This is a genomic window from Pseudomonas fluorescens (assembly GCF_000730425.1).
GTDB classification, from domain to species: domain Bacteria; phylum Pseudomonadota; class Gammaproteobacteria; order Pseudomonadales; family Pseudomonadaceae; genus Aquipseudomonas; species Aquipseudomonas fluorescens_X.
Genome location: NZ_CP008896.1, coordinates 1 through 13,486 on the forward strand (window position 1 = coordinate 1; position 13,486 = coordinate 13,486).

The 13,486-nt window shown below is 61.7% G+C and carries 11 protein-coding genes and 1 rRNA gene; 7 read left to right on the plus strand and 5 right to left on the minus strand.

Going from position 1 to position 13,486, the window contains the following annotated elements:
* The first annotated feature begins 60 nt into the window (after nt 1-60).
* Together rrf and mrdA are read left to right on the plus strand one after the other, a co-directional pair.
* Nucleotides 61-176: ribosomal RNA gene (gene rrf / locus HZ99_RS00005) — 5S ribosomal RNA — on the plus strand.
* Nucleotides 177-421: 245 nt separating this feature from the next.
* Entirely contained in the window at nt 422-2,314 is a 1,893-nt protein-coding gene (gene mrdA, locus HZ99_RS00010; protein ID WP_038440346.1) for a penicillin-binding protein 2, read from the plus strand.
* A 44-nt stretch (nt 2,315-2,358) separates the two neighbouring features.
* Here the strand turns inward: mrdA and HZ99_RS00015 are convergent, their stop codons facing one another.
* From HZ99_RS00015 to HZ99_RS00035, 5 genes are all read right to left on the minus strand, one after another.
* A complete protein-coding gene (locus HZ99_RS00015) occupies nt 2,359-3,330 on the minus strand; it encodes a cyclase family protein (RefSeq protein ID WP_038440347.1) in 972 nt (323 codons plus the stop codon).
* 28 nt (nt 3,331-3,358) lie between these two features.
* Nucleotides 3,359-4,117 carry an SDR family oxidoreductase gene (locus HZ99_RS00020; protein ID WP_038440348.1) on the minus strand — a complete coding sequence of 253 codons (759 nt, stop codon included), beginning with the start codon at nt 4,115-4,117 and terminating at the stop codon, nt 3,359-3,361.
* 32 nt (nt 4,118-4,149) lie between these two features.
* On the minus strand, nt 4,150-5,598 hold the full coding sequence (locus tag HZ99_RS00025; protein WP_038440350.1) for an aldehyde dehydrogenase family protein: 1,449 nt from the start codon (nt 5,596-5,598) through the stop codon (nt 4,150-4,152).
* A 2-nt stretch (nt 5,599-5,600) separates the two neighbouring features.
* Nucleotides 5,601-6,707, minus strand: coding sequence for a tartrate dehydrogenase (locus HZ99_RS00030; protein ID WP_038440352.1), 1,107 nt, complete (start codon nt 6,705-6,707; stop codon nt 5,601-5,603).
* Nucleotides 6,708-6,823: 116 nt separating this feature from the next.
* Nucleotides 6,824-7,711 (minus strand): LysR family transcriptional regulator, encoded by an 888-nt coding sequence (locus HZ99_RS00035; protein ID WP_038440355.1) that lies wholly within the window; start codon nt 7,709-7,711, stop codon nt 6,824-6,826.
* 351 nt (nt 7,712-8,062) lie between these two features.
* Between HZ99_RS00035 and HZ99_RS00040 the strand changes: the two genes are divergently transcribed.
* The 5 genes from HZ99_RS00040 to HZ99_RS00060 all read left to right on the plus strand — a co-directional run bounded on the left by HZ99_RS00040 (nt 8,063) and on the right by HZ99_RS00060 (nt 13,436).
* Nucleotides 8,063-10,420: a DNA polymerase II gene (locus HZ99_RS00040; protein ID WP_038440357.1), complete on the plus strand. Its 2,358-nt coding sequence runs from the start codon at nt 8,063-8,065 to the stop codon at nt 10,418-10,420.
* Nucleotides 10,421-10,471: 51 nt separating this feature from the next.
* The gene (locus tag HZ99_RS00045; protein WP_038440359.1) at nt 10,472-11,104 is read left to right on the plus strand and encodes a glutathione S-transferase N-terminal domain-containing protein; all 633 of its coding nucleotides are present in this window, start codon (nt 10,472-10,474) and stop codon (nt 11,102-11,104) included.
* A gap of 164 nt (nt 11,105-11,268) precedes the next feature.
* Nucleotides 11,269-11,817 (plus strand): DUF4174 domain-containing protein, encoded by a 549-nt coding sequence (locus HZ99_RS00050; protein ID WP_038440361.1) that lies wholly within the window; start codon nt 11,269-11,271, stop codon nt 11,815-11,817.
* Between the two features lie 147 nt (nt 11,818-11,964).
* Complete coding sequence (locus HZ99_RS00055) at nt 11,965-12,480, plus strand: sigma-70 family RNA polymerase sigma factor (RefSeq protein WP_038440362.1); 516 nt, start codon at nt 11,965-11,967, stop codon at nt 12,478-12,480.
* Complete coding sequence (locus tag HZ99_RS00060) at nt 12,477-13,436, plus strand: FecR domain-containing protein (protein ID WP_038440364.1); 960 nt, start codon at nt 12,477-12,479, stop codon at nt 13,434-13,436. The genes HZ99_RS00055 and HZ99_RS00060 overlap by 4 nt, the downstream gene beginning before the upstream one ends.
* Nucleotides 13,437-13,486: the final 50 nt, after the last annotated feature.

Genomic DNA, 13,486 nt, shown 5'->3' on the forward strand with positions numbered 1-13,486 from the left:
CTATTACATACCCAATTTGCTGAAGCGAGGCCGTTTGGTCACGACTCAGTACCCGAATTTCTTGACGACCATAGAGCATTGGAACCACCTGATCCCATCCCGAACTCAGCAGTGAAACGATGCATCGCCGATGGTAGTGTGGGGTTTCCCCATGTGAGAGTAGGTCATCGTCAAGATTAAATTCCGAAACCCCAATTGCGAGAGCAGTTGGGGTTTTGTTTTGGGCGCTCGAAAGTTGCTACAGCTAACTTCAAACGCCTGGCCGCAAGAGATCAAAACCCGGCACTGGCGATTCCATTGCCGCTCGGCCAATTCAATACAAAGTGTTTCGTGATTTTTGGTATGGTGCAGCAGCTTTTCAGGGACAGGCCTTTCAACCGCAGGATGCGGCATCGCCCTTATTCAACGAGATGCTGTAGAAATGCCCGAAGCTATACCGATCAAAGACCACGAAAAAGAGCATCGCCTGGTCAACAAGCGACTGCTGGCCTGCGCAATGCTGGTGCTTGGCGTCACCTGTACCCTGGTCGCCCGCCTGTATTTCCTGCAAGTGGTGGAGTTCGACTATCACTCCACCATCTCCGAAAACAACCGTGTCCACGTTCTGCCCATCACCCCGACTCGCGGCATGATTTATGACCGTAATGGCGTGGTCCTGGCCGATAACCGTCCCAGTTACAACCTGACCGTCACTCGCGAACGGGCTACCGACCTCAAGGGCGAGTTGGACTCGATCATTACCCTCCTGCATCTGCCCGCCGAAGACCGCGCACTCTTCGACAAGGCCCTGAAGCAGGCGCGCCACCCATTTGTGCCCGTGACATTGTTTTATGAATTGACTGAAGAACAGATCGCCATATTGGCCGTCAACGAATTCCGCCTGCCAGGTGTGGATGTGGCGCCACAGTTCGTGCGTCATTACCCGTTGGGTGCGCACTTTGCGCATTCCATTGGCTATGTGGGCCGCATCAACGAAAAAGAGTCCAAGCAGCTGGATTCAGTCGAGTACCGTGGCACGCAATCGATTGGTAAAACCGGCATCGAACGTTTCTATGAGTCGCAGCTGCACGGTCATGTGGGTTATGAAGAGGTCGAGACCAATGCCCAGGGCCGCGTTCTGCGCGTGCTCAAGCACACCGACCCGATCCCCGGTAAAAACATCGTCCTGAGTCTGGATATCAAGCTGCAGGAGGCCGCCGAAGAAGCCTTGGGCGATCGTCGCGGTTCGGTGGTGGCTCTCGACCCGCAAACCGGCGAAGTATTGGCGATGGTCAGCAAGCCCAGCTTTGATCCCAACGCGTTCGTCACCGGTATCAGCTTCAAGGAATATGCCGCGCTGCATGACTCCATCGACCGCCCCTTGTTCAACCGGGTCCTGCGCGGGCTGTATGCGCCGGGCTCTACGATCAAGCCGGAAGTGGCCATCGCCGGCCTCGACAGTGGGGTGGTCACCGCACAGACCCGGGTCTTTGACCCCGGTTACTACCAGCTCCCGGACTTTGATCACAAATACCGCAACTGGAACCACAGTGGTGATGGTTGGGTGGATATGGACACCGCGATCATGCGCTCCAATGACACCTACTTCTACGACCTGGCCCATAAGCTAGGAATCGATCGCCTGCACGACTACATGGCCGAGTTCGGCCTCGGCCAGAAAGTCTCCCTGGACATGTTCGAGGAGTCCGCCGGCCTGATGCCGTCCCAGGCCTGGAAGCGCGCGACCCGTCGCCAGCCCTGGTTCCCGGGCGAAACCGTGATCCTGGGCATTGGCCAGGGCTATATGCAGGTCACCCCGTTGCAACTGGCCCAGGCCACCGCGCTGATCGCCAACAAGGGGGTATGGAATCGTCCTCACCTGGCCAAGACCATTGACGGTGTACCACCCGTGGACGAACACCCCATGCCCAATGTTGTCCTCAAGAACCCGCGTGACTGGGATCAGGTCAACCATGGCATGCAAATGGTCATGCACGACCCACGGGGGATTGCCCGGGCCTCGGCCGCCGGCGCGCAGTACCGGATCGCTGGCAAGAGCGGCACCGCACAGGTGGTGGCGATCAAGCAGGGTGAGCGCTACAACCGCCTGAAGACCCGTGAGCGCAACCGCGACAATGCTTTGTTCGTCGGCTTCGCGCCGGCTGAACACCCCAGGATCGTGATTTCAGTCATGATCGAAAATGGCGAGGCAGGCGGCCGCGTGGCGGGCCCGGTAGTACGCCAGATCATGGATGCCTGGTTGCTTGATCAGCAAGGTCACCTGAAACCGCAATACGCCACGCCCGCCAAGGTTCCGGGAGACCCTCACGTCTAGGGCGCGTGCCACTGCGTTCCTAGCCGTGTCCTGCGATGGGTGAGCTACTTGATTACCACTGGATTCACCGGTGCACCGCTGCCACCGACAATCTTCAACGGTGCAGCGGTGTAGAGGAACTTCCACTGGCCGTCGTCAGCACAATCGGCGGCCAGTTCCTCCAGGAGCACAATCTCGGTAAAGGCGATGCCGAGGTTGCGCATCAGCGCGCAATGCAATGGAATCTGCACCCCTGACACCGGATCGGTGATCACCTCGTTGGCGATGGTATCGGTCACCAGGTTGGGGATTTCCATGGCATGGAACCATTCCACCAATTCCCGGCTGTAGGTCAGCCCGGGCTCCACCAGGTCCTTGAAGAACTCGGTCTTGCCATACTCGTAGAACGCACCCATGGAACCGGTACGGATGATCAGGATGTCGCGTTTTTCGATGGTCACGCCTTGGGCCTTGGCCGCAGCCAGCAGGTCCAGGTGGTTGAAGGTTTCGCCACGACCCAGGTATTTTTTGCCGCGATGGCGGGCCATGTCGATCAGCACCGCGCGCCCGACCACGCCGCGTTCGGCAATCGCCAGCACACTGGCCTTGGCCATGCCGCCGACGGTGCTCATGGCGTCGTAACCGTTCCACAGTTGGTTGTCGTACCAGGCATGCCCCAAGGCGTCGTACTGGGTCGAGCCTTGCAGCTGCATGAAGATTACATCGTCGCAGTATGCCGCGCCGCCGGTCATTTGCGGCTGCTTGCCGAAATGGTAGTGGCTGTGATCCAGGGTATTGAAACGCATCGACGGGTTGCGCGCCGGCCACATCGGATCGCCTCCCGGATGACCGATCTGCACTTGCAGGGTAAATGTCTTGCCCTGGCGGACCGAAGCCACGCCACGCAGCACTTCGGTTTCGGTCAGGTAATTGAGGGCGCCGACTTCATCGTCCGGCCCCCATTTACCCCAGTTCTTTGGCAGGCCATCGAGGAGTTGCCTGGTACTCGGTTCGTTCTTGTTATGCAAGTCGCACATATCGACTCCGATCCCTTTGGTCGTTGAGTTACACGCAGCGCCCACCGTCGACTTCAAGGCAGGTGCCGGTGATAAAGGCCGCTTCGTCCGAGGCCAGGTACAGGCAGGCATTGGCCACGTCTTGCGGGGTGGAAAAACGTCCCAGGGGGATGGTCGCCATGAACTTCTGGCGGTTTTCCGGGGTGTCCGGCACACCCATGAACTCACTGAGCAGCGCCGTTGCGCCAACCACCGGGTTCACGCAATTGACGCGGATATTGTCCGGACCCAGTTCCGCCGCCATGGTCTTGCTTATGACCACCACTGCACCCTTGCTGCCGTTATACCAGACCAGCCCCGGGCGAGGGCGGATCGCCGCAGTCGAGGCAATGTTGACGAACACGCCAGCGCCCTGGCCGCGAAAGTGCGGCACAAAATGCCTGGCGCTGAGGAAGATGCTTTTGACGTTGACCGCGAACACGCGGTCGAACTCGGCCTCGTCCACTTCCAGCATGGGCCGGTTGCGGTGAGTGGTACCGGCGTTGTTGATGACGATATCCAGCCCGCCGAATTGCTCCAGGGTTGCCCGCAGCAGCGCGCCCACGCTTTCGTCGTTGGCCACATTGACCTCGACGAAATGGGCATGGCCGCCGGTGGCTGCAATCTCATTGACCACCCGCTGGCCGCCCGTGGCGTTCATGTCGGCGACGATGACCCGTGCACCCTGCTGGGCGAAGGTCTTGGCGATCCCTTCACCAAAGCCGGAACCGGCACCGGTGACGATGGCAACTTTGTTTGCTAGACGCATGGAGTGTTCTCCTTTCTTGTTGTTGTGATGGCTTAGCCGTGTTTGATCGCAATGGTCTTCAAGGTGGTAAAACCCAGCAGGGCCTCGAAGCCTTTTTCCCGGCCATAACCACTGGCCTTGACGCCGCCGAAGGGCAGTTCAACCCCGCCGCCGGCCCCGTAGTTATTGATAAACACCTGGCCGCAGCGCAGCTTGCGGGCCAGGCGCATTTGCCGGGCCCCGTCGCGGGTCCAGACGCCGGCAACCAGGCCGAAATCAGTGCCGTTGGCCAGGCGGATGGCCTCGGCCTCATCGTCAAAAGGCATGACGGCCAACACCGGGCCGAAGACTTCCTCCCGGGCCAGACGGCTGTCGGGCGGCACGTCGCGAAACAGCACCGCTTCCTGGAAGTAACCGCCACTGCCGGCCTCGGCCACCACCTGGCCGCGGGCGGCCACGCGGATGCCGGCCTGTTCGGCCTCGCGCACGAACTCACGTACCTGGCGTTGCTGCCTCTGGTTGATCAGCGGGCCCATATCCAGGTCCAGCGCCGACGGGCCGGTGCGCAGTTCACGAAAGCGCTGGCTGAGTTTTTCCACCAGCACCTCATAGAGGCTGCGCTCCACCAGCAATCGGCTGCCTGCTGAACAGGTCTGGCCGCAGTTCTGCACAATGGCGTTGACCAGCACCGGCAAGGCTTCCTCCAGATCGGCATCGGCAAATACCAGTTGCGGTGATTTTCCGCCCAGTTCCAGGGTCACCGGGCAATGCCGCTCGGCGGCCGCCTTGGATACCGCCGTGCCGGTCACGCTGGAGCCGGTAAAGGAGATGTGATCGATACCCGGATGGCTGCACAGCGCTGAGCCTGCTTCATAGCCGTAGCCGGTCACCACATTGATCGCGCCGGCCGGGAAGCCCACCTCGGCGGCAATCTGCGCCAGACGCAGCAACGACAGGCTGGCGTCCTCGGCCGGCTTGACCACACAGGCATTGCCCGCCGCCAGGGAGGCGCCGACGCTGCGGCCGAAAATCTGCATCGGGTAGTTCCACGGAATGATATGCCCGGTCACCCCATGGGGCTCGCGTACCGTCAGCACCGTATAGCCGTTCTGATAGGGCAGGGTCTCGCCGTGCAACTTGTCGGCCGCGCCGGCGTAATACTCGAAATAGCGGGCGAGGGCGGTGGCATCGGCACGCGCCACTTTCAGGGCCTTGCCGGTGTCCCGTGCCTCGATCTGCGCGAGCTCTTCATGGTGCTCCAATACGGCCGCGCCCAGTCTGGCCAGCAGGCGGCTGCGCTCCAGGGCCGACAGGGTGCCCCAGGGGCCATCGAAGGTTTCGCCGACGGCCAGGCGTGCGGCGCTGACGGCGGCATCGATATCGGCTGCGGTGCCACGGGCGATGCTGGAATAGGTTTCACCGCTGCTGGGATCGATCACCGGAATATCTTCCAGCGACGTCGAGGCCTGCCATTGGTTGGCGATGTAATGTGCGTTGATCATGTTCAACTCCTGTTTCCGGCAAGGCATTCAGCGATGGCCACGCCTACTTCAATCGTACTGGCGCTGCCGCCCATTTCCCGGGTGCGCGGGCCTTCGGCGAGCACCGTCTCGATGGCCGAGACAATGGCTGCTGCGGCCTGTTGGTAAAGCGGGTCGCCCTGGCCCAGATGCTCGATCATCAACGCGGCCGACCAGATCTGCCCGATGGGGTTGGCCACGCCCAGCCCGGCAATGTCCGGTGCCGAACCGTGCACCGGCTCGAACAGCGACGGGTAGCGCCGCTCGGGGTTGAGGTTGGCCGACGGGGCAATGCCGATGGTGCCGGTACACGCCGGGCCGAGGTCGGAGAGGATGTCGCCAAACAGGTTGGAGGCCACCACCACGTCAAACCAGTCCGGATGCTGCACGAAGTGCGCACACAGAATATCGATATGGAACTTAGCGGTCTTGACGTCCGGGTAGCGCTGGGCGATGAGGTTCACCCGTTCATCCCAGAACGGCATGGTGATGGAAATACCGTTGGATTTGGTGGCGGCCACCAGGTGCTTGCGTGGGCGTTGCTGGGCCAGTTTGAAGGCATAGTCCACCACACGGTCCACGCCTTCGCGGGAGAAGATCGATTCCTGCACCGCAATTTCGCGCGGCGTGCCTTCCCACATCCGCCCGCCGACGCTGGAGTACTCGCCCTCGGTGTTTTCCCGGACCACGATAAAGTCGATATCCCCCGGCACGCGGCCGGCGAGCGGGCAGGGCACACCGGGCATCAGGCGTACCGGGCGGATGTTGACGTACTGGTCGAACTGGCGGCGAATCTTGAGCAACGACTCCCACACCGCCGTATGGTCGGCAATGATGTCCGGTGCGCCCACGGCACCGAAGAAGATCGCGTCATGGCTGCCGATCTGCTCGGCCCAGTCGTCCGGCATCATGGTGCCGTGGGCCAGGTAGTGCTCGCTGCACCAGGCAAAGTGATCGAACTCAAAGGCGATGCCGAAGCGCCGGCTGACGGCCTCCAGTACGCGCAGGCCTTCGGGCACCACCTCGCGGCCGATGCCGTCGCCGGGAATCACGGCAATACGATGGGGGGTACTGGTCGTGGTATTGGACACGCCGTGTCTCCTGTTTTTGTTGTTGTCAGTGAGGCGGGGACATTCTTGGCACAGGTACAACGGTGGGGGAATTGCTGATTATGGAAGTGGCCTTCGCAAAACTCGAAGGCCACTGGTTATGCGCGGTGACAGGCAGCGAGGTAGTCGAATAACGCCAGGCTTGTAGGAGAGGGCTGTTGCTGGCGCATGCAGAGGTACATCTGGCGGTCAGCCCATGGGTCGTCGATTTCGATAAAGCGCAAGGCCATTTCCTTGCGAAAGATCTGCACCGCGCCCTGGGGCAGCACGCCAACCCCTTGCCCGGCGGCAATCAGCCGGCATACGGCTTCAAAGCTGCGCACCTGAACCCGCAGGCGCAGCGGCATGCCAATCGCGGCGGCGGCTTCGGTGATCAGTGCGGTAATGGCGGCGTTGTCCTCCAGGCCGACGAAGTCGTAGCCCAGCAAATCCGCAAAGCGTGCGTGGCGCATCTTGAACGGATGATCATCGGGCACCAGCAGGCACAGGCGGTCCTGGCAGTACGGGATAAAACGCAATTCATCGCCGCCCGGTTGAGTGGTGACGATGCCTACATCGGCCACGCCATCGCGCACCGCCTGGAGGATTTCCCGGCTGCGCTCCTCGCGGATATCCAGGCGGATACCCGGGTGCAGGGCATTCCACTGGGTCAGTTGGCTGGGCAATTGCTGGCTCATCGCTGAACTGTTGGCATACAGGCATACGCGGCCGGTGGCGCCCTTGGCGTAGTCGGCGAGGTCGGCGTGCATCACATCCACCGCACGCAAAATCGATAGCCCATGCTCAGCCAGCACTTCACCTGCCGCTGTTGGCGAGACCCCGGTGGAGGAGCGGTGCAGCAGGACGACCTTGAAATGCTGCTCCAGCAACGACAGGCGCCGGCTGGCCGCGGACAGCGAGAGGTGCGACTGCTCGGCAGCCCGGGACAGATTGCCGAGCTTGACCGTCTTGAGGAACAGTTCGATGGAGGTGAGGTCGGGGGCCATGCCAGAGTCCTTGTGCGCGGTCTGTGAAAGCTACGCAGTTGGGGCCGGCCTGTCACGCCTAACCTCCCATTGTAGGCACTGGCTTGCCAGCGATGACGTCGTGCCAGGCAGACCGCTATCGTCAGCAAGCCGGCTCCCACAGAGGGGGTTAGAACTCGATGCTTGCCGATGGCTTGGCCAGCCGTGGATCGCCCTGGATCAGGTAGCCGCCCATTGCTGAATGTTGGTGTGGTGATCGACAGAGCGTAGTTGGCCGTGCGACTTTTCTGGAAGGTGGGAATTTCTATTAAGGCCTGACGGCGGATGCCGAGTAGAATCGCGCCCTGAAAGCGATTCCTGAGGTGCGGCAAGGTGGATTTACAGCAGGGTTTTGTCCTGACCCGGCATTGGCGCGACACCCCGGCGGGCACGGAGGTCAGCTTCTGGCTGGCGACCGACCAGGGGCCGCGGTATATCCGTCTACCGGTGCAGCCTTCGGTGATGTTTATTCCGCAGGCCCATCGCGAGCATGCGCAACGGGTGATCAAGGGTGAACGGGACGTGGACCTGCGCCCGCTGCAACTGTGTGATTTTCATTACCGCCCGGTCCTGGGCCTCTACACCCGCCAGCATCGCCAGGCGATGGACCTGGAAAAGCGCCTGCGCCAGGCCGGCGTGGATGTCTACGAAGGCGATGTGCGCCCGCCCGAGCGCTACATGATGGAGCGTTTTATCACCGCGCCTGTGGCGTTCGGCGGCTCGCCGGGTGAAGGCGGGATGTTGCTGGACGCGCAGATGAAACCTGCGCCGGACTACCGCCCGGCGTTGAAGCTGGTGTCCCTGGATATCGAAACCACTGCACGCGGTGAGCTGTATTCAATCGCCCTGGAAGGTTGTGGCGAGCGCCAGGTATACATGCTCGGCCCATCGAACAAAACTGACGCCGTGGATTTCAGACTCGAATACTGCGACAGCCGCGCTCAGTTGCTGGAGCGCCTGAACCAATGGCTGGCGCAGCACGACCCCGATGCGATCATCGGCTGGAACCTGGTGCAGTTTGACCTGCGGGTCCTCCACGAGCATGCCAAACGCCTTAACGTGCCATTGTTGCTTGGCCGTGGCGGCGAGGCCATGGCCTGGCGCGAGCACGGCAGCCGCAACCATTACTTTGCCGCCGCTGCCGGGCGGCTGATCATCGATGGCATTGAAGCCTTGCGTTCGGCGACCTGGACCTTTGAGTCATTCAGCCTGGAAAACGTCGCCCAGACTTTGCTCGGTGAGGGCAAATCAATCTCCACGCCCTACCAGCGCATGGACGAGATCAACCGCATGTTCGCCGAGGACAAGCCCGCCCTGGCGCGCTACAACCTCAAGGACTGCGAGCTGGTGACGCGGATTTTCGAAAAGACCGAGTTGCTCAAGTTCCTTCTGGAACGGGCCAGCGTCACTGGCCTGCCGGCGGATCGCAACGGAGGTTCGGTGGCGGCATTCACCCATTTGTACATGCCACTGATGCATCGCCAGGGCTTTGTCGCACCCAATCTTGGGGACAAACCGCCCCAGGCCAGCCCTGGCGGTTTTGTCATGGACTCGCGGCCGGGGCTGTACGAGTCGGTGCTGGTGCTGGACTACAAAAGCCTCTATCCGTCGATCATCCGCAGCTTTCTCATCGACCCTGTGGGCCTGATCGAAGGCCTGCGTCACCCCGACGACAGCCAGTCGGTGGAAGGCTTTCGCGGTGCCCGGTTTTCCCGCACCCGGCATTGCCTGCCGTCGATTGTGGCGCGGGTGTCCGAGGGGCGCGAGGTGGCCAAGCGCGAGCATAACGCGCCGTTGTCCCAAGCCCTGAAGATCATCATGAACGCGTTCTACGGCGTCCTCGGTTCCAGTGGCTGTCGGTTCTTCGACACACGGCTGGCGTCATCGATCACCCTGCGCGGCCACCAGATCATGCGCCAGACCCGCGAGCTGGTCGAAGCCCAGGGCTATGAAGTGATTTATGGCGACACCGACTCCACCTTTGTCTGGCTTGGCAGTGCTCACTCCCAGGAAGATGCCGCACGCATCGGCCAGGGCCTGGTGCAACACGTCAACCAATGGTGGCGTGAACGGCTACACAGCGAATTCGGCCTGCAAAGCGCCCTGGAACTGCAATACGAAACCCACTTCAGCCGCTTCCTGATGCCGACCATTCGCGGTGCGGAGGAGGGCAGCAAGAAGCGTTATGCGGGCCTTGTGACCCGTGCCGATGGCAGTGAAGAGATGATCTACAAAGGCCTGGAGACCGTGCGCAGCGATTGGTCGCCCCTGGCCCGCCAGTTCCAGCAAGAGCTATACCAGCGCATCTTCCACCGCCAGCCCCACCGGGACTATGTACGCGACTATGTGCGCCGTACCCTCAGTGGCGAATTCGATGAGTTGCTGATCTACCGCAAGCGCCTGCGCCGGCAACTGGGCGACTACGAACGCAACGTCCCGCCCCATGTGCGGGCCGCGCGCCTGGCGGATGAGTACAACGACCGCCAGGGCCGCCCACGGCAATACCAGAACGGTGGCTGGATCCGTTACGTGATCACCGTTAACGGCCCCGAACCCCTGGAAGTACGCCAGGCGCCGATTGACTATGACCATTACGTCACCCGGCAATTGCAGCCGGTGGCCGATGCGATCCTGCCGTTTGTCGATGACGATTTCAGCACCCTGGTCGGCGGTCAGATGGGCTTGTTTTAACCAGGGGAAAACGTTTCACTCTGGACGCTGACCTTGTCGGAGGAACGCTCCATGTACACGCTCTACGGCACGCAAAGCTCTGGTTCGTGCATCGTCGAAATCGCCTTGCAACGTTGCGGCGTGCCGTGGCGGCAGGTCGATGCCAGCCCCTGGGGCGATGCGGCGGGGATGGAGGCCCTCGGGCAGATCAACCCGCTGCGGCAAATTCCCACCCTGCAACTGCCCGATGGCAGTGTGCTGACTGAAAGCGCGGCGATCCTGATCCACCTGGGCCTGGAATATCCGACTTGCGGGTTGCTGTCCGGCAACCGCGCGCAGATCATTCGCGGCCTGGTGTATATCGCCGCCAACTGCTATTCGGCAATCACCATCATTGACTACCCGCAACGCTTTCTCGACAACGCCGATGAGGCGGTGCAGGCGCAGTTGATCGCGGGCACGCAACAGAAGCTGCACCGAACCTGGCAGGTATTTGCCGAGCAGTTTGCCGGGCAGTTGTTTACTCCGCAGGGGCGGCCCAATGCCCTGGGCATCATGGCGGCGGCTGTCTCCCGCTGGGAGGGCGTGCGGGAGGTCCTGCAGCACGCTCACCCCGCATGCGCCCAGGCCCTGGCGCAGGTGGATGGTGACCCCCAGGTGGCTCCGGTCTTTGCCTGGCACTGGCCGCAGTGGCCCGAGCAGTGAGCCTTGGCAATCAGAAGAAACAATGAGCTGCGAGGTGCCTCAAGCCCTTGCGTCACGGGCGTCCTAGCCTACTCTTTCTGATAGTCGCGTAGGAATCATCCTTGAAATTGGCTGTCGCAGACATGAAACTCAAAAACTCTGCATGGAATTGGAAGGAGGTACGCATGCTCGTCCGGTCGCTGACCCTGGCTACCTTGATGGCGTTTACGGGGCCGTTGTTGGCTGCGGATAACCGAGGCCCGCTGGAACAGGATCAAGGCAAATTCCGCCCGCTGATCGTGATCGCACCCAGCTCCATCGACCCGACTCAGGTCGATCTCAAAAAAGCCCTTGAACAACCTGAGAACAAACAGAAGTTCGCCGAGCGCAACATGGTGCTCTACACCGTGAACTACACGAGCATCGGCACCGTCGGCCAACGTGATGGTAAGGACCTCGGCGCCCAGGACACCAACGCACTGATCCGCGCCCTGAAGCTTGGCGCCAGTGCCGGGACCAAAGTGATCCTGGTGGGCAAGGACGGCGAGAAGAAGGTCGAAAAGACCGTGCCACCCGATACCCTGGACCTTGCAGAGTTCTTTGCGGCTGTCGACAAGATGCCTCAGGCGGAAAAAGAAGCCGCCGCACCGACCGAGCCTGAACCCGCCGCGCCGGCGGCAGGCAAGCCTGGGGCCAAGCCTGGCAAGCACGCACCGCAACCCTTGGAAGACTGACGCCTGACCCTTGTAGGAGCCGGCGAGCCGGCTCCTGCAGTGGATGCGTTGGCAAGTCCTACAAGCCGTATGCCACTTGCAGGCATTGCGCCATGAAGCATATGATAACCGTTATCATTTACGGCTTACCTTCTATGCGCGCCCTCCATGCCCTCGACCCCTGCGACAAGCCCTACTGACCTGGCCACCCTGTATCAGCAACAACACCGCTGGCTGCAGCACTGGCTATGGCGTCGTCTGAACTGCTCGCAGAGCGCCGCTGACCTGGCCCAGGACACGTTCCTGCGCCTGCTTGCCAAGAATCAACCCCTTGAAGTCCAGGCTCCCCGCAGCTTTCTGGTCAAAGTCGCACAGAGCGTGCTGTCCAATCACTTTCGTCGGCAAAAGCTGGAAAAGGCCTACCTGCAAGCCTTGGCGCTGCTACCGGAAGAAGTGGCGCCCAGCGCCGAGACACAGTGGCTACTCCTGGAAACCCTGATGGCCCTCGATGAAGTGCTCAGCCGCCTGGCATTGCCGGTGCGCCAGGCTTTCCTCTGGTCCCAGCTCGAGGGCTTGAGCCACGGCGAAATTGCCGAGCGCCTGGGCACCAGCATCACTACCGTCAAGCGCTACATCGTCAAGGCCGGTGCCCAGTGCATTGTGCTCGACAGCCAGCGCCCATGAAGCCGTCACCCCTGACCCTGGAAGCCGCCGAGCAAGCCATGCATTGGCAGTTGGAGTTGCAGGCGCCGGACGTCACGGAACAGACCCGCGCGCAGTGCCAGGCCTGGCGTCAGCAAGACCCGCTGAACGAGCAGGCATGGCAGCATTCCCAGCGATTTTTCCAACGTATGCATGAGGTGCGCCATCCGGCGCACCAAGCCCTGGTCAGCGCGACCTTGTTGCCGGCGATATCCCGGCGTCGGGTCCTGAAGAACCTGGCCCTGTTGCTGGCCACCGGCAGCATGGCGTGGAGCGCCCGGGATAGCGGACTGTTGCAACCCTGGACCAGCGATTTCAACACCACGGTGGGTGAGCAATGGCGTATCGATCTGGCAGACAACACCGAGATCCAGCTCAACACCGACACCGCCGTGGATGTGAACTACAGCCCCGACCGGCGTCAGATCCATCTGTTGCGCGGGGAAATCCTGGTGGTGCCCAGCCCGTTGGACGCCCGCCCGCTGTGGGTGAAAACCGCCGAGGGCCTGACCCATGCCACGGGTGGGCGCTTCAGCGTGCGCCAGCGCGATGGTTTTACCCAGTTGGGGGCTGACCAGCAGCCACTGGTGGCGCAGATTCCATCGCACAAGCTGAGCCTGCGCCCCGGCGAAATCATCAGCTTTGACCAGCAGACACTGCTGGCGCGGCGCCCCCAGCGCGCCGGCGAACTGGCCTGGAGTCGCGGCATGATTGTCGCCGAGGGCCTGCGTCTGGAAGATTTCCTCAGTGAGTTGAGTCGCTACCGGCGCGGGCACCTGGACTGTGACCCGAGCTTGCGCGAGCTGCGGGTGTCCGGCACTTATCCGCTGGCCGACACCGACCGCATTCTTGCGGCGCTGCAACAGACCCTCAAGCTGGATGTGCAGCATTTCACGCGGTTCTGGGTCACGCTCAAGCCGCGTCGCGCGCAGGTATGAATTTATTTTGCATGCAGGTGGTCCGTTTCTCCCTCTCACGAGACTTATAT